The 19,989-nt window shown below is 71.4% G+C and carries 21 protein-coding genes and 1 pseudogene; 9 read left to right on the forward strand and 13 right to left on the reverse strand.

Annotation, left to right across the window (positions count from 1 at the left end; translation table 11 throughout):
- Nucleotides 1-43: 43 nt before the first annotated feature.
- The gene (locus FHX44_RS07655; RefSeq protein ID WP_147254833.1) at nt 44-484 is read right to left on the reverse strand and encodes a MarR family winged helix-turn-helix transcriptional regulator; all 441 of its coding nucleotides are present in this window, start codon (nt 482-484) and stop codon (nt 44-46) included.
- 81 nt (nt 485-565) lie between these two features.
- Between FHX44_RS07655 and FHX44_RS07660 the strand changes: the two genes are divergently transcribed.
- Nucleotides 566-1,021, forward strand: coding sequence for a nuclear transport factor 2 family protein (locus FHX44_RS07660; protein WP_147254834.1), 456 nt, complete (start codon nt 566-568; stop codon nt 1,019-1,021).
- Here the strand turns inward: FHX44_RS07660 and FHX44_RS07665 are convergent.
- Nucleotides 977-2,203 carry a protein-L-isoaspartate O-methyltransferase family protein gene (locus tag FHX44_RS07665; protein WP_147254835.1) on the reverse strand — a complete coding sequence of 409 codons (1,227 nt, stop codon included), beginning with the start codon at nt 2,201-2,203 and terminating at the stop codon, nt 977-979. The genes FHX44_RS07660 and FHX44_RS07665 overlap by 45 nt on opposite strands.
- Before the next feature lie 26 nt (nt 2,204-2,229).
- On the opposite strand from FHX44_RS07665, the pseudogene FHX44_RS43145 reads away from it, so the two are divergent.
- A pseudogene (locus tag FHX44_RS43145) lies at nt 2,230-2,738 on the forward strand (hypothetical protein); the annotation flags it as partial.
- 62 nt (nt 2,739-2,800) lie between these two features.
- Here FHX44_RS43145 and FHX44_RS07670 read toward each other — a convergent pair.
- Nucleotides 2,801-3,433, reverse strand: coding sequence for a pentapeptide repeat-containing protein (locus FHX44_RS07670; RefSeq protein ID WP_170308820.1), 633 nt, complete (start codon nt 3,431-3,433; stop codon nt 2,801-2,803).
- Between the two features lie 330 nt (nt 3,434-3,763).
- Here FHX44_RS07670 and FHX44_RS07675 point away from each other — a divergent pair, with 330 nt between their 5' ends.
- A complete protein-coding gene (locus FHX44_RS07675) occupies nt 3,764-4,720 on the forward strand; it encodes a hypothetical protein (protein WP_170308821.1) in 957 nt (318 codons plus the stop codon).
- 339 nt (nt 4,721-5,059) lie between these two features.
- A complete protein-coding gene (locus tag FHX44_RS07680; protein WP_147254837.1) occupies nt 5,060-5,833 on the forward strand; it encodes an aminotransferase class IV in 774 nt (257 codons plus the stop codon).
- Here the strand turns inward: FHX44_RS07680 and FHX44_RS07685 are convergent, their stop codons facing one another.
- A complete protein-coding gene (locus FHX44_RS07685; RefSeq protein WP_147254838.1) occupies nt 5,834-6,364 on the reverse strand; it encodes a hypothetical protein in 531 nt (176 codons plus the stop codon).
- A gap of 70 nt (nt 6,365-6,434) precedes the next feature.
- On the opposite strand from FHX44_RS07685, the gene FHX44_RS07690 reads away from it, so the two are divergent.
- The 3 genes from FHX44_RS07690 to FHX44_RS07700 all read left to right on the forward strand — a co-directional run bounded on the left by FHX44_RS07690 (nt 6,435) and on the right by FHX44_RS07700 (nt 9,820).
- On the forward strand, nt 6,435-7,328 hold the full coding sequence (locus tag FHX44_RS07690) for a hypothetical protein (RefSeq protein ID WP_147254839.1): 894 nt from the start codon (nt 6,435-6,437) through the stop codon (nt 7,326-7,328).
- A 176-nt stretch (nt 7,329-7,504) separates the two neighbouring features.
- Nucleotides 7,505-8,779: an FAD-binding oxidoreductase gene (locus FHX44_RS07695; RefSeq protein ID WP_170308822.1), complete on the forward strand. Its 1,275-nt coding sequence runs from the start codon at nt 7,505-7,507 to the stop codon at nt 8,777-8,779.
- A gap of 51 nt (nt 8,780-8,830) precedes the next feature.
- Nucleotides 8,831-9,820 carry an ABC transporter substrate-binding protein gene (locus FHX44_RS07700; RefSeq protein ID WP_147254841.1) on the forward strand — a complete coding sequence of 330 codons (990 nt, stop codon included), beginning with the start codon at nt 8,831-8,833 and terminating at the stop codon, nt 9,818-9,820.
- 17 nt (nt 9,821-9,837) lie between these two features.
- Here the strand turns inward: FHX44_RS07700 and FHX44_RS07705 are convergent, their stop codons facing one another.
- The 7 genes from FHX44_RS07705 to FHX44_RS07735 form a co-directional block, all read right to left on the reverse strand.
- Nucleotides 9,838-10,047, reverse strand: coding sequence for a dodecin (locus FHX44_RS07705; protein WP_147254842.1), 210 nt, complete (start codon nt 10,045-10,047; stop codon nt 9,838-9,840).
- 39 nt (nt 10,048-10,086) lie between these two features.
- Nucleotides 10,087-10,635 (reverse strand): DUF5134 domain-containing protein, encoded by a 549-nt coding sequence (locus tag FHX44_RS07710; RefSeq protein WP_147254843.1) that lies wholly within the window; start codon nt 10,633-10,635, stop codon nt 10,087-10,089.
- Complete coding sequence (locus FHX44_RS07715; RefSeq protein WP_147254844.1) at nt 10,635-11,366, reverse strand: DUF899 domain-containing protein; 732 nt, start codon at nt 11,364-11,366, stop codon at nt 10,635-10,637. The genes FHX44_RS07710 and FHX44_RS07715 overlap by 1 nt, the downstream gene beginning before the upstream one ends.
- Before the next feature lie 85 nt (nt 11,367-11,451).
- Nucleotides 11,452-11,784, reverse strand: a complete 333-nt coding sequence (locus FHX44_RS07720) for a TfoX/Sxy family protein (protein WP_147254845.1) — start codon at nt 11,782-11,784, stop codon at nt 11,452-11,454.
- A 10-nt stretch (nt 11,785-11,794) separates the two neighbouring features.
- On the reverse strand, nt 11,795-12,745 hold the full coding sequence (locus tag FHX44_RS07725) for an ADP-ribosylglycohydrolase family protein (protein WP_147254846.1): 951 nt from the start codon (nt 12,743-12,745) through the stop codon (nt 11,795-11,797).
- A gap of 2 nt (nt 12,746-12,747) precedes the next feature.
- On the reverse strand, nt 12,748-15,033 hold the full coding sequence (locus FHX44_RS07730; protein WP_147254847.1) for a type I restriction-modification system subunit M/S: 2,286 nt from the start codon (nt 15,031-15,033) through the stop codon (nt 12,748-12,750).
- Entirely contained in the window at nt 15,030-15,557 is a 528-nt protein-coding gene (locus tag FHX44_RS07735; protein ID WP_246170261.1) for a hypothetical protein, read from the reverse strand. The genes FHX44_RS07730 and FHX44_RS07735 overlap by 4 nt, the downstream gene beginning before the upstream one ends.
- A 366-nt stretch (nt 15,558-15,923) precedes the next feature.
- On the opposite strand from FHX44_RS07735, the gene FHX44_RS07740 reads away from it, so the two are divergent.
- Complete coding sequence (locus tag FHX44_RS07740; RefSeq protein WP_147254849.1) at nt 15,924-17,885, forward strand: M13 family metallopeptidase; 1,962 nt, start codon at nt 15,924-15,926, stop codon at nt 17,883-17,885.
- A complete protein-coding gene (locus FHX44_RS07745) occupies nt 17,882-18,256 on the forward strand; it encodes an RNA polymerase sigma factor (RefSeq protein WP_246170262.1) in 375 nt (124 codons plus the stop codon). The genes FHX44_RS07740 and FHX44_RS07745 overlap by 4 nt, the downstream gene beginning before the upstream one ends.
- A gap of 6 nt (nt 18,257-18,262) precedes the next feature.
- Here FHX44_RS07745 and FHX44_RS07750 read toward each other — a convergent pair whose 3' ends face one another.
- A complete protein-coding gene (locus FHX44_RS07750; RefSeq protein WP_170308823.1) occupies nt 18,263-19,099 on the reverse strand; it encodes a DUF1707 SHOCT-like domain-containing protein in 837 nt (278 codons plus the stop codon).
- A gap of 34 nt (nt 19,100-19,133) precedes the next feature.
- Complete coding sequence (locus FHX44_RS07755; protein ID WP_170308824.1) at nt 19,134-19,934, reverse strand: methyltransferase domain-containing protein; 801 nt, start codon at nt 19,932-19,934, stop codon at nt 19,134-19,136.
- Nucleotides 19,935-19,989 lie beyond the last annotated feature (55 nt).

A 19,989-nucleotide genomic window follows, 5' to 3' on the forward strand; every position in this document is an offset into this window, starting at 1 on the left:
GCCCGGCGGCCGGGGTTGTTGTAAGGGCCCGCCCGATCGGGAATCAGGCCGGGTCGTGGTGGGCGAGGACCCGGCTGAGCAGGCGGGTCAGGGCCTGCCGGTCATCGGCCGACAGCGGTTCGAGCAGATCGTCCTGCACCTGATCGAGCACGGCATCCATGCGCCGCAGCTGTTCGAGTCCGCTGCTGGTGAGGGTCACCCTGTTGCGCCGTCCATGCTCCGGGTCGGGTGACCGGTCGACGAAGCCGTGCTCGACCAGCTCGTTGACGGCCGCCACGACATCGCTGCGGTCGATGCGGCACCAGCGGCCCAGCTGGGCCTGGCTCGCAGGCCCGAACTCCTGCAGCGCGGCCAGGATGCGGTAGTGGTAGCCGCGCGCCCCCGCGGCGGTGAAACCGTCGAACACCAGGCGGCGGGCGTGCATGGCCAGCTGGGTGATCAGCCAGCTCGGCTTGACCGCCAGCCGCTCGGGGATCTCGTCCACGCGGCCACCCTATTGGTGTTGGCAAGACCAACACCCAGCAGATAGTGTTGGTGGCACCAACATTCGAAAAGAGGAGTCGTCGTGTCCGCTGCCGACCGCGTCGAGATCGCCGAACTGTTCGCCCGCCTGGCCAATCTGCTGGACGAAGGCCGCCACGAGGACGCCGACGGCGTCTACCACGCCGACGTCGTGGTGCGCTCGCCGCGCGGCGGCGAGCTGCACGGCCTGGACGAGGTGACCGCCTACCTGAACCGGAGCCAGGTCGAGGGAGAGCACACCCAACACGTGCACGGTGACGTGCTGGTGCACATCGACGGCGACCGTGCCGAGGCCACGGCGAACCAGCTCGTGTACTTCTACCGCAGCGGCGAACCACCCCACCGGACCAGCGGCCTGCGCACGGCCTGCACCGCCGTGCGGACCCCCGCGGGCTGGCGGTTCAGCGAAATGCGCATCACGCTCGCCTGGACGAACGAGAGCGGTGAAGCCACCTCAGCCCCGGTTCCGCGGCAGGTCGACGCGACCGCGCTCACCTGAGGACGAACCGTCGTCATCGACCACGCTCGTCACGAGGTGGACCGTCTGCACCGCTGAGCCACGTGTCGTGGTCCACGATCGGATCGCGCCCTCGGGCGGATCCGCGAGGGTTCCTCCCCAACCCAGTCGGTACCGCTCCAAGCCCGGCCGGCCGACCTCGACCCAGCGCTCCGTCGCCTCGCGCACGCGGCGGAGGCCGTCGGGATCGGCCACCGACTGGACGCTGGTTCCGGACAGCACAGTGGCGCCGTCACCGTCCGCGCTTCGCCAACCAGGCCCACCGACGACGCGAGGACCGAGGCTCCCGCCGGACAAGCCCAGCAGCCGAACGCCCGGGACCTCCAGGCACAGGAAGAAGGCGAGGTCGGCGCACCGCGACGGCTCGGCATCGAGGGCCTCCTGGAGCACCGGCACGTCCTCCGGCACCCGGACCAGCTCGAACGACTCGCGCCGTCGCAGCCCGTCACCAACAGCCACCATGAAGCCGGCGTGCCCGAGGTAGCGACCCGACCACTCGCCTCGCCGCTCCCCTCGACGCAGGCCGACGATGGGGAAGGCCGATCCGTGGGAGAGCGGCACCACTGCGAGACCGTCGTCGCGCAGCTGGTCCCACCATTCCTCCGGGACAGCGCCACAACCGACCGTGGCGATCATGCGGTCGTACGGCGCACCACCCGGCCAGCCGGCGGCGCCGTCCCCGCAGATCACCTCGACCGGACCGAACCCCGGTTCGCCGGCGGCCGTACCGATCCGAGCGGCCGCCGCCGCGACGAGATCCGGGTCCACGTCGACCGTCGTCACCCGGCCCGTCTCACCGACGATGCGGGACAGCAACGCCGCGTTGTAGCCGGTCCCGGTCCCGATCTCCAGGACCCGCCCACCCACTCGCAGCTGCAACCGGTCCAGCATCCTCACGACCAGGCTCGGCTGCGACGACGAGCTCCGCGGTACACCGCCCGCTCCGACCGCCGTGACCAGCGCGCTGTCGCTGTAGATCAGCTCGGCGACCTCCGGCGGCGGCGGACGGACGTCCGCCGCGACCCACGACCAACCGCCGTCGCCTCGCACGTAGAAGCCGTCGACGAAGTCCGCCCGGTCCACCACGCCGAAGGCTTCCTCGACCCTGCGATCGACATCGCCGACCCGTCGGCAGATCTCCTGCGCGTACCGCTGCCGGTCCACCCACCCCACCCGACCATTGAGTCACGCCGCCCTCGTGCCCGGCCACCCACCGGTTTCGCCGACCGGCCACCTCTCTACGGCGGCCGCCGGTCACATGGGACGAGCACCTCCCGCTGAGGTGATCGACTATCCGTGGTTGAGCTACTGGCGACGGCTCCGCGACGCACCGAGGCCGGTGTGGCCGGGCCCTGCACGAGCTACTGCTCGCCACCGGTCAGCTCGATCAGGACCGCTGCGCGGTGGACTCGCACGTGCACGCACTCAAAGTGGGGATCACGTCGGACCTTCGCCGGTCAACAGTGGCTATCCCGGATTGGAGCACCACGTGATCGTCGAAGCCCACGGCCCCACCGGACCGATCGCCCGCCGCGGCGTCGTGCGCGGATCCGGCCTGGGCAAGGCCCGCTGGGTCATCGAACGCGGCTCCGCTTGGCTGCAGCCTTCAACGCCCACGCACTCGCTACGAGCGCCGCACCGACATCCACCTCGGCCTGCTCCACTCGCGTGCGCGCTGATCTGCCACCGCTACCAATGAACGCCTGCCGACGTTGGGTCTACTGAAATTGGCGCGGTGGAACCCGCGTGACCGGTGCCCCATCAACCGCAGCTGGGCGCGCGCTGGCCGGCTGGAAGTGCTGTGCCTGCAACGATTGCGCCGGCGGGCACAGCGATCGACGCCCGTGTGACGTCGGCGCCGGTCACATCAGCGCCTGTGAGGTCAGCTCCGTCCAGACATGCCCCGCTGAGGTCCGCACCCCTGAGATCGGCGCCGCGCAATGAGGCACCAGTCAGGTCCGCATCGCGCAATATCGCTCCAGCCGCGTCGGCCCCAGCAAGGTCGCGCCCCCGCAAGTCCGCTGCGGTCAGATCAGCGCCTGCGAACCGCGCACCGCGGAGGTCGGCAGCGGCGAGATCATTAGCCGCGACGCGGTCACCCCGCATGTCCAGGGCTCCTCCCGTCCCGGTGGAAGCCCGCGACCACGGCACGGCCCCTTGCAGAGCGAAGATCGCCATGACGGCCACGGTCGTGGCGACAGCCGCAACCGCTGCGCCCTGCCGTGCACGGCGTGACCGCAGCAGCTCGGCGGCCGTGAAGAGCAGGGCCGCTCCTGCTGAACTTGCGGCGATGATTGCGCCGAGCAGCCCGAAGATCTGCCCGGCAACGGCCACCAGCACGATGGCGACGACGGGCCAGATCCAGATCGATACCTGACGCGTCCTGGTGGGCATCGAGAGACATGATCCCACGCGGACGACGGCAGACAAGCTTGCTGTCAAGCCATACGATCCCCGCACGTCGGGAGTGGTAGGAGACGGAGGGTCGGGATGCGCAACTCGCCCGGGCCGACACCGCCCGGCACACCGGACTCCGACGAGCGGGACCCGATCGAATGCGACGAGTGCGGCCAGGTGGCGCAATGGCGGGGCACGGTTTACCGCTGCAAGGCCGGACACGAGACTCGGCGTAGGTAGCTCGTGTCGGACTTGTCACAGGTAGCTTCCAGCGCCAGAGATTCGATCGGTCGCTACTTCAGCTTCGTAAGCGCACTGCCATCGGCCTTGCTGGTCGCCTGGATCGTGCTGCTCGTCGGCAGCGGGGCGTGGAGCGGCGTGCCGGATCCCGCTGAAGCTTTTCGCGCCTTCGGCGAGCTCGGTGTCGGCGGAACCGCCGGCCTGGTGCTCGCCAGCCTCGCTTTGGGGCTCGTACTCCATCCGGTGCAATTCGCGTTCGTGCAGTTCCTCGAGGGTTACTGGGGCGTCTCAGCGCTTGCCCGCAGATTGCGCTATTTACGGATCAAGCATCATTGGGAGCGGCTGGACGAGCTACGCACGGAGTCGGATCGCCTCGCGAAGCGGATCCCTGTGATGCGGCGGCAGCTGCGCCAACTTCCGATCCCTGAGCGAGAACCGGTTGCGCGCACACTCGCCGAGCTCAGGGCCATCCACGACGAGCTCGAACGCCTCACCGCCACCGCGCCGCCGAACACCCCCGGCGCAGTGATGCCCACCCGGCTGGGGAACGTCCTGCGGTACTACGAGCGGCAGGTCGGAAGGGTATACGGAATCGAGACGGTCACGACCGTGCCATTCCTCTCCCGAACAGCATCACCCGGGGACATGGAATATGTCAACGACCAGCGATCGCAACTCGACCTCGCGGTGCGTATGGCGATCGTCGCCTTCACAGCAACGGGGCTCAGCGTGCTGTTCCTCGCCCGGCACGGTCTGTGGCTCCTCGTCGCGCTCATCCCTTACGCCGCGGGTTACCTCGCATACCGGGGTGCTGTGGTCATCGCCGGCGAGTACGGCCGCGCACTGGGTGTACTCGTCACGCTCAACCGCTTCGAGCTCTACGAACGTCTGCGTCTGCCGCCACCGTCCGACACAGCGCAGGAGCGTCGGCGCAACGCGGTTCTTATGGGTTTCTTGCGACATAACGAGACGAGCGATGTACCGCTGACCTATAGGCACGCCCCGCCGGAGCAAGTGCGCTCGGCGGGTGGCGGGACGAACTGAACGGCAGGCTCATCCGGCGGCCTCCTTGATCTCCGGCAATCGGCAGCGAAGCCGGCGAACGGCCACTCAGCTGCTCCTCCTCTGCCACCACCGGAACGAGATCCGGTTCGTTCACCCCGCTCGGCCTGGCGATTGCTCGGCGGGCAGGAGGGCTCGACGAGGCCGACGCGGAGCTTTCGACGAATCGCACTACGACCGCGGACGACGAGCTGCGCAAGGCGGGCGTCGACGAGCGCGTGGGGGCTACCCTTCGGTTCGTCCGAGCAGCACGCCCGCAGCCGGGGGCAGCTGTCGAGCAGCAGGTGAGCGCCAATCATCGATCACCGTAGGCTTTCCTCCGTGGACGAGCTGGCATCCGTCAATGGCACCATCGGCCGCGCCGAGGAGATGACGATCCCGGTCACCGACGACGGCCTGCTGCGCGGCGACGGCGTGTTCGAGGTGGCCCGCCTCTACGGCGGCCGCCCCTTCGCGTGGGACGAGCACCTCGCCCGGCTCGAACGGTCGGCGGCGAACGTACGGCTGGAGTTCGACCTGGACGCCGCCAAGGCCGAGGTCGACGCGCTGCTGGCGCGGGCGGGTGCGGTCGACGGGACGATCCGGCTGCTGATCACGCGCGGCGGGCGGCGGGTGGCCATCCTCAGCCCGCTCCCGGAACGCCTCCCCAGCGCGCGGCTCGCCACCGTCCGGTACGCCCCGACCCGCGTCCTCGACGCCGTCAAGTCGCTCTCCTACGCCGCGAACATGCTCGCCGGCCGCCTGGCCCGGGAAGCCGACGCCGACGAGGCGCTGCTGGTCACCCCGCACGGGCGCGTGCTCGAGGCGCCGACATCGGCGTTCTTCTACGTGCTCGACGGCAGGCTGCACACCCCACCGCTGACAGAGCACATCCTCGACTCGATCACCCGCCGCCACGTCATCGCGCTCACCGACGCCACCGAGCGCGTCCTGCACTGCGAGCAGCTCCCGGAGCTGGAGGAGGCGTTCCTGGCCTCCACCACGCGCGAGGTGCAGCCGGTGTCCGCGATCGACGGACGGCCGCTCCCGTCCGTGCCGGGGCCGCAGACGGCGGCGGCCGCCGAGGCGTTGCGGCGCCACATCGCCGAGAGCTGATCAACCGAGCGCGGTCAGCGCCGCGAGAGCGGCCATCTTGTGCTCCTTGCGCCACGGCGGCCCGGCGACCCGGCCCAGCGCGGCCGTCCGCTCCACCCCGACCGGGTCGTGCCTGCCCTTCGGATCGAGGTAGTGCACCGGTAGCCCGGCACGGGTGGCCGCCTCGGCGACCGCCTCCCGCGAGAGCTGGCCCTCGGCGAGGTGCAGGAGCGGGTGCGAGCGCAGGACGGCGTCCAGCGCGGGCACCGGCCGGACGACGGCGGCGATCCCGACGGCGACGGTCGGGTGCTGCCGCATCAGCTCCGCGAAGCAGGCTTCGACCGACGACAGCGCCTCCTCCGCCCACCGGTGCACGAGCCGCTCCGCCTCCGGCAGCGGCAGGCCGGCGGCGGCGTGGTACGCCTGCGCGGGCAGGTCGTGGCCCACGAGGTCGACGTGCGTGCGGGCGAGCAGCCGGACGTCGGGCGGCCCGGTCAGCGCCACCACGAGGGCCGAGCTGCTGCGGGGCGCCACCCCGAGTGCTCCGCTCACACGAAGAGGCTACGAGCGTTGTCCGATCTGTTCACGACCCGGCTGGCGCCGCGCTGACAGGCTGCCGTCCATGGGAATCGATCTGGCCGCTGCAGCCTCTTTCATGGCCCGGCATGCCCGGGTGCTGGACCGGCGGCGCTTCGCCTACCTGCTCGGCGCAGCCGATGCCGACGCGGTGCTCGCGGCCGTGGACGGCTACCGCAACGCCGACGGCGGGTACGGCTGGGGGCTCGAGCCGGACCTGCGTGCGCCCGAGAGCCAACCGGGTGGCGCATTGCATGCCCTCGAGGCCTTCGCGGACGTCGCCCCGGTCACCACGCCACGCGCGGTGCAGGTGTGCGACTGGCTGGCGTCGGTCACGCTGGCGGACGGCGGGCTGCCGTTCGCCCTTCCCATCGCCGACCCCGCGGGCTGCGCACCGTTCTGGGTCGGCGCAGACCCGACGGTCGCCACGCTGCAGAGCACCGCGTTCGCGCTCGCGGCCGCGCTGCGCGTCGGCGAGCACGATCCCGCGGTGGCGGAACACCCGTGGCTGGAGCGGGCCACCGGCTACTGCATCGACGCCATCCGCCGCATCGACGATTCGGTCCACGCCATCGAGCTGTGCTTCGCCGTCCAGGTCCTCGACGCCGCGCACGATCGCCGTCCCGAAGCACCCGCGCTGCTCGAACGACTCGGCGCGTTCATCCCCGACGACGGCATCGTTCCCGTCGCGGGCGGCGCGGAGGGCGAAGCGCTGCGTCCCCTGGACTTCGCCCCCACCCCGGGACCGGCTCGGGGCCTGTTCTCCGCCGAGACGATCGCCGCCGAGCTGGAGACGCTGGCCGACGCCCAGCACGACGACGGGGGCTGGAGCGTGGACTTCGACAGCTACTCACCCGCCGCCGCGCTGGAATGGCGGGGCTACAAGACCGTGAGCGCGGTGTCCACCCTGCTCCGCAACGGCGTCGTCGCCGCGAGCTGACATGCCGCTACCCCCGGCGGCGTAGGCCGCACCGGGACCGTGGGCGCGGCGACGTAGCCGAGGAGCCGACGGCGGAGGGACGCTCTCGGCGCCGCCTCGGAGCAGCCTTTCTCGTGTCCGACCGATGGATTTCCGGCCGGAGGTCGGTCATCAGCGACGAACCCGAGGAGATGGCGATGAGCATCGAGACCCACCGGACTGCGCAGGCCCTCGACCTCGGCCGGGTCGCCCACGAGCTGGAGATCCGGCTGACCGGAGCGCTGCACCTGCCCGGCGACGCCGGGTACGAGCGCCAACGCGAGGGCTTCCGCGGAGCACCGGCCGTCGTCGTCGACGCCGAGACCGTGGCCGACGTCCGCGCCACCGTCCTCGCCGCCCGCCGGAGCGGCCTCCCCCTCACCGTGCTGTCCACGGGCCACGGCACCGTCGCCGCACCGGACGGCGGGTTCCTGCTGCGCACCTCGCGGGTGGCGCAGGTGCTCGTCGACCCCGACCGCCGCGTCGCCCGCCTCGGGCCCGGCGTCCGCTGGAGCGACGTGATCGCCGCAGCGGAGCCGTTCGGGCTCGCCCCGCTCTCCGGGGACACGCCATCGGTCGGCGTCGTCGGCTACACCCTCGGCGGCGGCCTCTCGTGGCTGTCCCGCAAGTACGGTTTCGCCGCCGACAGCCTGCTCAAGGCCGAGCTCGTCACCGCGGACGGCCGCGTGGTCGTCGCGGACCGGCGCCACCACACCGACCTGTTCTGGGCGATCCGCGGCGGGAGCGGCAACTTCGGGGTCGTCACCTCGCTCGAGCTGCGGCTGTACCCCGTCCCGAGCGTCTACGGCGGCTGGGCCGAGTTCCCGGTCGACGGTGCCGAACGCGCGCTGCGCCACCTCGCCGAGCACGGCGACGAGCTGCCCGACGAGCTGTCGGTCTCGCTGATGATCGGCAAGGAATCACTGGTGATCCGCGCGGTGCACGCAGGCCGGGACGGTCGCGCCGCGCTGCAGCCGCTGCTCGACGCCGCCGGCACCCCGGTCGTGGACCGGTTCCGCGAGATGCGCTACTCCGAGGTGTCGACGATCGGAGGCACGCCCCCGATCACGTTCGCGATGTACGACGAGCTGTCGGAGGAGACGATCGCGGCGATCGTCGACCAGGTCGTGAACGGCGATGTCCCGGCCGTGGAGGTCAAGCACTGGGGCGGCGCGATCGCCCGCCCGGCCCACGACGACCCCGGCCCGGTCAGCCACCGCGACGCCCGGTTCGTCATGAAGATCGCCGCGCCGGCCGCCGACGCGATCACCGCCTCGGCCACCGGCGGCTCCTTCCTCAACTTCCTGCACGACACGACGCGGACGCACACCGCCTTCACTCCGGAGAACCACCGCCGGCTGCGGGAGGTGAAGACGGCCTACGACCCCGGGAACCTCTTCCACCGCAACCACAACATCCCGCCGCTCGGATAGCGGCCACGGTCACGCTCGACAAGCAAGCTGAGCCTTACTTAATCTCCCGCCATGCCCTCGACCGTGCTCGCTGCCACCCGCCGGGACTTCCTCGCGATCCTGGCCGCCGCAGCCCTGCTCCCCGCATGCTCGACCGATTCCGGGAGCGGGCCTGCACCGGCCACCCGCACCGTCCAGCACCCGCTCGGCACGACCGAGGTACCGGTGGCGCCGACGCGCGTGGTCGCGCTCGACCGCCGCGCCGCACTCCCCCACCTGCTCGCGCTCGGCGTCACACCGATCGCCGCCCTCACCTACGAGAGCATCATCGGCACCCCGTTCCCGCCGGTCATCGCCGAGCAGGCGCGGGACGTCGCGGTCCTGCCGGTCGCGGGCAGCGCCGACGACCCGAACCTCGAGGCCGTGGCCGCCCTGCAGCCGGACCTCGTGATCGGCTGGACGGGCGGCATCGAGGAGAAGTACGCGGCGCTGTCGGCGATCGCGCCCACCGTGGCCGTCGACGTGGACTTCACCGATGCCTCGGTCAGCCTCCGCGCGATCGCGGCGGCCCTGGGCCGTGAGGCGGAGGCCGACGCCGTGATCTCCGCGTTCGACGAGCGCCGCGCGGCGCGACTGCGGGAGATCGGCGAGATCGGGAACGTGTCGGTGGTGCTGGGCATCGGCAACCAACAGTTCCGCGTGTACCAGCCGACCGGGTCGTCGGTGGCCCGCTGGCTGGCCGAGGCGGGTGGGCGGATCGTCCCGGACCTCGCGTCCGCCATCGGGGAACCGTACGGGGACGAGCTCGTCCTGATCAGCCCGGAGAACCTCGGCCAGGTCACCGGGGACACGATCGTCGTCATGCACAACACCGGCGCCGCGGGCGAGGCCGCACTCGCCGAGCTGGAGGGCTCCCCGCTCTGGCCGACCCTGCCGGCCGTGCGGGCGGGGCGCGTCGTCAAGGTGAACTCGCAGGAGTCGGTGGGCTCGTACGGGTTCCAGGGCTACGACTCCGTGCTCGACACCCTCGTCGACCAGTGGACGGCGCTCGGGGCGCGGTAGGTCGCGCTGCCGCGTGGTCAGCCGTCCTCGAGCCGGAACCCGATCTTCATCCCGACCTGGAAGTAGCTCAACCGGTTGTCCTGCACCGCCCCGCGGATCTCGGTGACCTCGAACCAGTCGACGTTGCGCAGCGTCTGCGTGGCCCGGTCGATTCCGTGGCGGATCGCCTCGTCGAGGCTGTTGGAGCTGCTGCCGACGATCTCGGTGACGCGATAGACGTGGTCCATCGCAGTAGCGAACCACGAGAACGGAGCCCGCGGGTGGTTCTAGAGCATGGTCAGGAGCATCCCGGCCATGCCCCCGCTCATCAGGACGCGGCCGGCCGCATCGAGCCGCGAGACCGCCCCGGCCGGGTCCGGTGAGCTGCGGTGCTCCTCGACGACGGAGGCGAGCGCGGCGTTTCCGAGCAGCACCAGGAAGGCGAGGGTGACCACCTGCATCCACACCGGGACCGCAGCGAGGTCGTGCGAATGGGATGCGTGGTCGGCGCCCATCAGCCAGGGCACCGCCCCGAGCATCCACACCATCGCCACCAGGTCGAGCAGGTGGTTGGCGCTGGCGCCCCGCCCGTGTCCGACCGGACGCAGGACACGCAGGACGAACACGGCGGCGAGCAGCCCGAACACCGCGAGCTGCACGATGCCGACGGAGGTGCCGGGCCCCGGCCACCCCCACGCCATCCCGATCATCGCGATGCTCGTCAGCAGGTGCGAGAACGCGGCGATCCGGCCCCCGCCTGCGACCGGCCGGAACAGCCGGACCATCGACGACAGCCCGGCCACGGCGAAAGCAGCCGTGAACACGAGCGCCATCATCAGCCGCTGCGCCCCGCGTCACCGACCTCGGCGAGCTTGGCCAGCCACGCCCGCGACCCGTCGGCGTCGCCGTACTCGTCGTGCCAGTTCCACCATTCGTACGGCTTGGTCTGCGGGTAGCCCTCCGGCGAGTCCTCCCACTCCTCCTGCCGCCCGAGCGCGGTCATGTCGAGGTAGCTCCAGGTACTCCCCAGCGCCTCGTCGCCGCGGGCGTTGATGAAGTACGTGCGGAAGACGCGGTCGCCGTCGCGGATGAACGCGTTCGTGCCGTGCCACTCGGCCACGCCGAAGTCGGCGTCGAACCCGTCGGTCATCGTGTACCAGGGCATCGACCACCCCATCCGCGCCTTCAGCCGCTCGATGTCCGGCTGCGACGCACGCGAGACGAAGGCGAGCGAGGTGTCGCGGGCGTGCAGGTGCGCGAGGTGGCCGACCTGGTCGGCGGTGACGAGGGAACAGCCCCTGCACGCGTGGTCGGGCCAGCCGAACACGCCCGGCTCGAAGAACGCGCGGTACACGACCAGCTGACGACGGCCCTCGAACAGGTCGAGCAGGCTCACCTCGCCCTCGGGCCCGACGAACCGGTACTCCTTCTCCACCGCAACCCACGGCATCCGCCTCCGCTCGGCGGCCATCGCGTCCCGGGCGCGGGTCAGCTCCTTCTCCTTCACGAGCAGCCGCTGGCGCGCGGCCTCCCACTCCTCTGGCGAGACGATCGGGGGAGTCTTCATCGCGGCGTCCGCCTTCCAGGCGTATAGCAACCAACTGCTTGCTATTCAAGCTATAGCAACCGCTGGATTGCGTCAAGCGCGCGAGCTACTTCGGAGGCAACGTGCGCGCGTGGGCGGCGCCGCGCCCGACCCACGTGGCGAGCTGATCCTCGGTGCGCACGTCCTCGGGCTCGACGCGGAGGAAGCCCGTCATGGTGCGTCCGCCCATCACCATCGGGAACGCGGCCGTGGACGCCAGGAGCCGTTCGCGCTCGGCGGGATCGATGCGCACCAGGATGCCGCCCTCGCGGCTGGCGCAGACCGCCATGTTGCCGCTCAGGAGGAACGCCAGGCCGCCGAACATCTTCTGTTCGGACAGGTCCGACTCGCCGGCCAGAAGGTCGCGGATCCGCTCCGCCAGGTCCTCGTCGTACGCCACCGGGCGGACGCTACGCGCGGCCCCCGACACCGGCGATCGCCTCGGCCATGGCCGTGAGGTCGTCGGCCCGCAGCCCCGGCCACCCGTGCACGGCGGCCCGCCACTCGTCCGGCACCGCGCTCGCGCCGTGGGCCGCCCCGAGCAGCCCGCCCGCGATCGCCGCGACGGTGTCGGTGTCCCCGCCCCCGCGCACGGCCGCCTGCAGCCCGTCCACCAGACCGCTCGTGTGCACGATCGCCGACCACGCGGCCTGGAGCGCCGCGACCACCCAGCCGTTCGACGACGCGAACCGCTCCGGCGGGGCCTGCTCGGCCTCGTCGAGCACGCCCGGCCACTGCGGCCCGACGAGGTCGAGCCCGGCCCGCACGTCGAGCTCGCCGGTCCGGACGGCGTGGTCGATGGCAAGGCACCACAGGACACAGGCGTCGCCTGCCTGCGGGTCGTGGTGGGTCAGTGCGCTCACCACGCGCGCGGCCGCCGCGATCGCGGCCCGGTCACCGAGGTGCGCGAGCGCGACGGGTGCGGTGCGCATCAAGGAGCCGTTGCCGGCGCTGCGGCCGGTCGAGGCGTGGACCTCGGCTGCGCGCATCAGCATCCGGCCTGCGGCCCCGTCCTCCGGCGTGCCTCCCATGGGCCCGAGCACGGAACGGGTCTGGACGCCGATGTCCGCCGGGCCGTCGGCGTGCCAGCGCAGGAAGCCCGCGGCGATCGCATCGAGTGCGGCCTTCTCACGCAGGTCGGCGTGCCTGGCGGCCACCTGCGCGATCACGCTCGTCATCTCGGTGTCGTCGCTCCACTGCCCCGGCGCGTAGTCGCCGAGCCCGCCGCCGAGCATGCGGGCCTGCTCGCCCGGCCCGGGAAGGGGCCTGCTGCCGTACTCGTAGGGAACGCCCAGCGCGTCGCCCACCGCGACGCCGAGCAGCGTGCCGACGACCCGATCGATGTCGAATCCCGCTCCCACCGTCAGTCGCTCTCCGATCTCCGCAGTCCGCTCACCAGCGAGGCCAGCAGCAGTTCCCGGACCTCGACGACGAGCGAGCCGAGCCGGTCGTGGAGCATGGCATTCGCGTCGACGGCCCCGAGGAGCCCTCCTACGGCCTGCTGCACAGGCATCGCCGGCAGAGCGACGGGAAGATCGGCCAGAGTTCTCGAGCTGATCGAACGGACTGCAGACCCGGAGCTGTTCCGATCAATCCAGTCCCGGGCCTCGGGCGTCCCGAGGTAGTACGTCAGATACGAGGAGTCGACGGGATGCCGCGGGCGGAGCCGAATGCAGCCGGGCCCCAGGAACCAGCCCTCTTCCGCGGGTGCGACCAGGCCGACCCTGCCTGGTTCGCCCGTGCGGACGCAGACCACATCACCTTCATCCAGCCGGTAACGCGACAACCTCGCACTCTCCCCCTCCCCGACGAACTCCGTGTCTCCGGCCAGAGCGTTGTAGCGGATGGTGCGGGGCACGACGAGCCGCCATGGCGATTCGCGCCCCATGAGCCTGGCCACGTACCCGGGTCCGGCCAGGATGTCGCAAACATCGCCCAACAGGACCTTCTGCCATCCCGACGGAAGCCCTCGCCGGAAGACGTCCTCCTCATCGACGCGTGAGAGCCTGTCGTCGAGCACCCGGTCGAGCTCCCTTGCCCGATTCCCGAGCTCGGTCAGCTCTGATCTCACGTCGGCGACCGTTCGCATCCCCGAAGCAACGCCTGGCACGACCGTTGCGGTCTCGACGTACGAACGCGGGTTCAGGACGAATCTGCGCTCACGGATCTCCTCGACCCGCGCGCTCCGGGCGAGCCCACGCGGCGGCTCGTACCCGGCCGTTCCTCCGCTGTCGCGCCAGCCGTGGTACGCGCCGACGATCTGCTCGACATCCTCGTCGCCGAGCTCCCGCCGGCTGCGATCGCGGATCGATCCCAGGTGCGTCGCATCGACGAAAAGCACTTCGGGGACGGTCTGCTGCCGAGGCACCCGCAGGATCCAAAGCGTCACCGGGATACCTGTGGAGGTGAACAATCCCGGAGGGAGCGCGATCACACATTCGACGACACCGGCCTCGACCATCCTCGCCCTGATGGCGGCTTCGGACCGGTTCTCAGTGGTAGTGGCGGCATTCGCCATCAGGACGGCGGCCCGACCGCCGGGACGGAGCGCCGCCGCCGCGTGCTGCAGCCATGCGAAGTTCGCGTTGTGGGGCGGAGGCTCACCGTACCGCCACCGCTTGTCGAGCGTGGGAGCCTGCGACGTCCAATTCGTCAGACCGAAGGGCGGGTTGGCGAGTACGACGTCGAACTCGTTCTCGATTCCGACGCCGGCCTCGAGCACCATCGACCGGATGACATCGATGTCGATCCCGGCGAGCGCGGCGCTCATCGACGTGCGTTGAGCATGACGCTCGCTTGCGGCATGGCCCGTCAGCGAGACGCGTCCTGATTCCGCCGAGCTGCCCCACACATGGAGGGCTGCGCCTAGGAGCAGCTCCCCGGACCGGCAGAAGGGGTCGTACACCCGATCCGAAGAGGTCGGCGCCGTCACGCCGACCATGACGCGCGTCACGGAGAGCGGCGTGTAGGTGTCCCCCCGTCGCCCCGTCGCGGAGGCCATCCGCCCCTGCAGTTCGAGGAGGAAGCGAGCGACGTCGCCCTTGTCGGTAGGAATGGCGAACGCGTCGACGACGTGGACGAGCAGGGAGAGCACGCGCTCACGCCCGGCATCCCGCACCTGGTCCACGACCTGCTGGGGTAGCGATATGCGTGCCTGGTCCTGCAGGGCGCGATCCAGCGCATCACGCAGCACGTCGGACCGCGGCTCCTGCGTCACCCCTCTCCAGAGCCGCCGATGCCGGAGCTTGAGGATCAGCAGGGCCTCGAACAGGTCGAACGCCGAATCGATGTCGAGGAACCCGCGCACCTTGTCCATGGCTGACCACATCGCGCTGACGACATCCGGCTCGCGCTGCGCCGGAGGCGGCTCGACCGCGTGCGCGGCCTCGATCGGCATGCCGCTGTTCCTCAGGAACCGGTCGCCGTACGTGGTGCCCGGATGCTCATCGGGCCTCAACCCGTTCTTCGGGATTCGACGGGCTCCCAGCCACTCTGCGATCTCACTGAAGGCGAACATCTCCTGGCCACCCGTCCGCCTGGGGTCCGGAAAGGTGAGATGCCGCTTCCGCCAGTTGCTGACGGCAGCAGGGCCGACCCCCGCCAACCGCGCCACATCCGTAGCGGAAACCAGACGAACGGCTCTCGTCATCCTGTCTCCCCACGCGTTCCGATCGCGCTCCGTCCGGCGAGGAGGCGGGGAACCCGATCGCGCGGGAGGAGTTCTTCGACGACCTCCGGCGACAATTGCCTGAGGAGCCGGTAGACCGTCGCGTGGTCGGCCTCGAGGTGCCGGTGGTGGATCGGCTCATGGTGCATGATGCGGTTCCGAAGCACGAGGACGTTGTCGTAGTCCTGGTGCAGCGCCCCGCGATCCGCTCCGGGAAACACCCGGTGGAGAGCGGGCGTCCAGAGAGTCCGGTGATACCGGCCGCTCAGCAGCGAGACCCAGAATCCGAGCGTCAGCTGCGCGACGACGTCGTCCGGCACTTCCGGCCGCTGCTGGAGCCGGACCAGATTCCGCTTCGCCTCCGCGACCTTGCGCCGCCCGTTCTCATTGAGTGGAGCCGACCGCCACCAGTCCGGCCGGGAGAACCTCGTGGCGAGCCTGCGATGCAGAGCGTTGCGCAGCGCCAGCTCGAGCCGGTTGAGCGGCACCACGAACGCAGCCGCCACCTCGAGATTCCACCACTCCAGGTCGACCGCTGCCTCGGCATTTCCCCCGGCCGCCGTGAGATAGGGCGTGAACCTCGGCTCCGACAGGACGGCGCTGACCCATGCGGGCGGTTCGGTCCCCATGGCGTCCCCCTCTGCCGACAGAGGGCAGCCGAAAGCCGGCTGTGCTACGCTCGCTGTCGTAGGCCCCGGGTCGCCCCTGCTTCGCATGCCGCCCGGGGCAAGCTCATGTCCGGGCCACTCGTCCTCACCTCAGTGACGACCACAGTATCGCCAGACCCGAGGTTCGGTCAAGTAATCGAGTACTCGAAACTGTGAAGGCCGGTGTCGGTCGCGTCCGCGGGCGGGCGGGCATGATGGGGAGCCGTGACGACCTCGGCAATCCGCTCGGGGCTCGACCTGCGCTGGGTCGATCCCGCCATCCGCCCCCAGGACGACCTGTTCGGCCACGTCAACGGGACCTGGCTGCGCACGCACGTGATCCCCGACGACCGGGCGCAGGACGGTGCGTTCCGCGCGCTGTACGACAAGGCCGAGGAGGACGTGCGCGCGATCATCGAGGAGGCCGACGGCGAGCCGGGCACCGACGCGCGCAAGATCGCCGACCTGTACGCCTCCTTCATGGACGTCGAGCGGATCGAGGCGCTCGGCACGGCGCCGCTGAAGCCGCTCCTCGACGAGGTCGCGGCCGCCGAGGACCGCGCCGCGCTCGCCGAGGTGCTCGGCCGTCGCCAGCGGGAGGCGCGCACGGCGCTCTTCGGCGCGTTCGTCTCCACCGACCCCAAGAACGCCACGCGCTACCTGGTGCAGCTCGAGCAGTCCGGGCTGGGCCTGCCCGACGAGTCCTACTACCGCGAGGACGCCTACGCCGAGATCCGCAAGGCGTACGTCACGCACCTCGCGCGCCTCGCCGAGCTCGTCGGGCTGCCCGACCCGGCCGGGCTCGCCGAGCGCGTGCTGGACCTCGAAACCGCGCTCGCGGCCGCCTCGTGGGACCGCGTCACCAACCGCGACGCGGAGAAGACCTACACCCTCATGACGCTGCCGGCGCTGCGGCAGAACGCGCCCGAGTTCGACTGGGAGCCGTGGCTCGCGGCGTTCGGCGCTCCGGAGGGCGCCTTCGACGAGATCATCGTGCGGCAGCCGAGCTTCGTCGCCGCGGCCGCGAAGCTGTGGGCCGAGCGGCCGCTGTCGCAGTGGCAGGAGTGGCTCGCGATCCACACGGCCTCCGCCTGCGCCGACTACCTCACCGCGGCGATCGTCGAGGAGGACTTCGACTTCCACGGCCGCACGTTGTCGGGCACGCCACAGCTGCGGGAGCGGTGGAAGCGCGGGGTCGGCGTCGTCCAGGGGGCGCTCGGGGAGGCGGTCGGCAAGCTCTACGTCGACCGGCACTTCCCCGGCGAGGCGAAGGAACGGATGGTCCAGCTCGTCGCCAACCTCGTCGAGGCCTACCGGCAGAGCATCAGCGAGCTGGACTGGATGAGCCCGGCCACGCGCGAGCGGGCGCTGACCAAGCTCGGGAAGTTCGGTTCCAAGATCGGTTACCCGGAGAAGTGGAAGGACTACTCGGCCCTGGAGATCCGGGCCGACGACCTGCTCGGCAACGCGCTGCGCGCGGGAGCCTGGTCCACCGACTTCCAGCTCGCCAAGATCGGCCGGCCGGTGGACCGCGACGAGTGGCTGATGACGCCGCAGACCGTCAACGCCTACTACCACCCGCGGATGAACGAGATCGTCTTCCCGGCCGCGATCCTGCAGCCGCCGTTCTTCGACGCGGCGGCCGACGACGCGGCCAACTACGGCGGGATCGGCGCCGTCATCGGGCACGAGATCGGGCACGGGTTCGACGACCAGGGCTCCAAGTACGACGGCGACGGCAACATGACCGACTGGTGGGAGCCGGGCGACCGCGCCGAGTTCGAGCGCCGCGCCCAGGCGCTGATCGACCAGTACAGCGCGCTGTCCCCCGCCGGGCTGCCCGACCACAAGGTCAACGGCGCGCTCACCGTCGGCGAGAACATCGGCGACCTCGGTGGGCTGACCATCGCGATCAAGGCGTACGAGATCGCGCTGGGCGGCGAGCAGGCGCCGGTGATCGACGGATTCACCGGGCTGCAGCGGGTGCTCATCGGCTGGGCGCAGGTGTGGCGGATCGTCACCCGCGAGGCCGAGGCGATCCGGCGGCTCGCCGTCGACCCGCACTCGCCGCCCGACCTGCGCTGCAACGCCGTCATCTCGAACCTCGACGCCTTCCACGAGGCGTTCGACGTGCAGCCCTCCGACGCGCTCTACCGGGCGCCTGCGGAGCGGGTGCGCATCTGGTGACCGAGCGCTGGACCGGCGCCGAGTGCGCGGCCGCGTGGGGCGTGAAGCCCGGGACCTGGCTCGGCTACGTCTCACGCGGCCAGGCACCGCAGCCGATCCCGGAGCCCGACGCGCAGGGACGCAAGCAGTGGGACGCCGACGAGGTGCGCCGCTGGCCGCGCCCGGGTGCGGGACACCGCCGGGCCGCCGCCGGCCCCGAGGCCGAGGCGCTGCTCGCGCAGATGCGGGAGGTCGCCGACCGGATCGAGGAGCTGCGCGTCCGCCAGCGGGAGCTGCTGTCCGCCGGGAAGCGGGAGGGGCTGGAGATCAGCGCGATGGCCAAGGCCCTCGGGATCTCCCGGCAGACGGCCTACGGGTGGCTCGCCGAGTGATCCGGCTCAGCCCGGCTCGTAGGGGCGCAGGGCGATGATCGTCCCATCCGGCTTCGCCTCGATGTAGCCGGACGCACCGGTGTCGTTGTTGGTCGTGTGGATCGCGACCTCCGGCCCGGTGCCCGTGTCCCGGACGATCAGGTACTGCACCGTCGGGTTCTGGACGTTCAGGCTCTGCCCGGCGCCTGCGACCAGGCCGAGGATCTTGTCGACGTCGACGGCCGCGAGATCCACGAGCGGGTCGTCGGGTTCTCGGCTCGTCTGGCTGGAGATGTCGAAGCCGCCCCGGTAGGTGTAGCTCTGCGCGCGGGCCGGGGCGTCGGGGACCGGCATCTCGAGCGAGGCGTAGTCCGGGTAGACGGTCAGGTCGGCCACCTGCGTCGTGCCGAACTCGGCCCGCATGCCGTCGATGAGGGCCCGCAGGCCGGCCGGCGTGTGCAGCGCGGTAGCCCCGAGGACGATCGGCGCGGCGGCCGGGCCCTCGGCCGCGACGGGCACGCCGTCCGGGCCCACGGACATCGGCGACGGCCCGGTCAGCCGCCCGATCCCGAACCCGGTGCCGACGAGCACGAGCGCGACGACACCGGCACCGACGAGGTTCGCACGCCGCGGCCGCCGCTGCGGGGCGCGCTCCCGCAGGTCCGGCATCGGCTTGTCGAACTGCAGGTCCTCGACGAGGTCACGCAGCTCACCGAGGGTCTTCGCCGCCGTGGCGGCCGCGGTGCGGGAGCGGTGCTCCGCGGCGTCGAGCTGCCCGTCGGCGTACGCCGTGTCCAGCAGCCCGCACACCTCGGTGCGGTCGAGATCGCGCGCCCTCGTCCTGGGCGACCGGGCGGACGACACCGGCGGATCGTAGCCGTGCCGGGACTTCGGTGGATCAGGACTTGCGTCCCACAGCCAACACGATCGGCATGGCGCCCCACGGACGCTGCGCGAGAGCGTCCATCCGCCGGAAGGCCGCGTCCCAGCGCGCCACGTCCGCGTCCGTCGCCAGCCCAGCAGCCATCAGCTCGCCACGGGCGGCCCATCCCGGCGAGCGGACCCCCGCAGGCGCGCGGATGATCGGCCCGGTCACCCGGAACACCTCGACCGCGAGTCCCGCGCCCTCGAGCAGGGGTCCGAGCGACCGGCCCACCTGCAGGTCGTTGCCGCGCCCGGTCTGGTACTCGACGTAGCGCCCGTGCAGGTCGTCCAGGTCGGGGTCCGACGGCGACATCCACAGCATGGAGTGGTCGACGTCGACGAGGTACACGGTGCCGCCCGGCCGGGTCAGCTCGGCCAGGTGACCCACGATCTCCGCCTCGCGGCCACCGTTGTGCGCCAGCACGTGCCGGCACATCACCACGTCGAACGCACCGGTGGGTGCGCCGGTCGCGGCGGCGTCGCCGAGGCGCACCGACGCCTGCGGCAGGTGCCCGACCTCGGCGACGGCCGCCTCGACGGCGTCCGCGGCGCCGTCCACACCGACCGCCCTGCCGGCCTCCCCCACCTCGTCGGCGAGCAGGCGCAGGAGCGCACCCGGCCCGCAGCCGACGTCGGCGACGGACGCACCGGGGCCGATCCCCGCGTGCGCCCACTCCACGGCCTCAGCCTGCCGCGCCGCGGCCGCCATCATCCGGTACCGCTGCTGCTCACCGGGGTCGAGCCGGAGGGCGTAGGCGATGTCACTCGATCTCATGGACACACCGTCGGGGAGACACCCGGTCCCCGGCATCGGTGGTCACTGCCCAGAT

It is taken from the genome of Pseudonocardia hierapolitana (genome assembly GCF_007994075.1).
GTDB lineage: Bacteria > Actinomycetota > Actinomycetes > Mycobacteriales > Pseudonocardiaceae > Pseudonocardia > Pseudonocardia hierapolitana.

Coding starts and splice junctions, on each gene's coding strand:
- FHX44_RS07670 (WP_170308820.1), bottom strand. CDS start 3,433: ATGCCCACCAGGACGCGTCAGGTATCGATCTGGATCTGGCCCGTCGTC.
- FHX44_RS07690 (WP_147254839.1), top strand. CDS start 6,435: ATGGGAATCGATCTGGCCGCTGCAGCCTCTTTCATGGCCCGGCATGCC.
- FHX44_RS07695 (WP_170308822.1), top strand. CDS start 7,505: ATGAGCATCGAGACCCACCGGACTGCGCAGGCCCTCGACCTCGGCCGG.
- FHX44_RS07700 (WP_147254841.1), top strand. CDS start 8,831: ATGCCCTCGACCGTGCTCGCTGCCACCCGCCGGGACTTCCTCGCGATC.
- FHX44_RS07705 (WP_147254842.1), bottom strand. CDS start 10,047: ATGGACCACGTCTATCGCGTCACCGAGATCGTCGGCAGCAGCTCCAAC.
- FHX44_RS07710 (WP_147254843.1), bottom strand. CDS start 10,635: ATGATGGCGCTCGTGTTCACGGCTGCTTTCGCCGTGGCCGGGCTGTCG.
- FHX44_RS07715 (WP_147254844.1), bottom strand. CDS start 11,366: ATGAAGACTCCCCCGATCGTCTCGCCAGAGGAGTGGGAGGCCGCGCGC.
- FHX44_RS07730 (WP_147254847.1), bottom strand. CDS start 15,033: ATGACGAGAGCCGTTCGTCTGGTTTCCGCTACGGATGTGGCGCGGTTG.
- FHX44_RS07755 (WP_170308824.1), bottom strand. CDS start 19,934: ATGAGATCGAGTGACATCGCCTACGCCCTCCGGCTCGACCCCGGTGAG.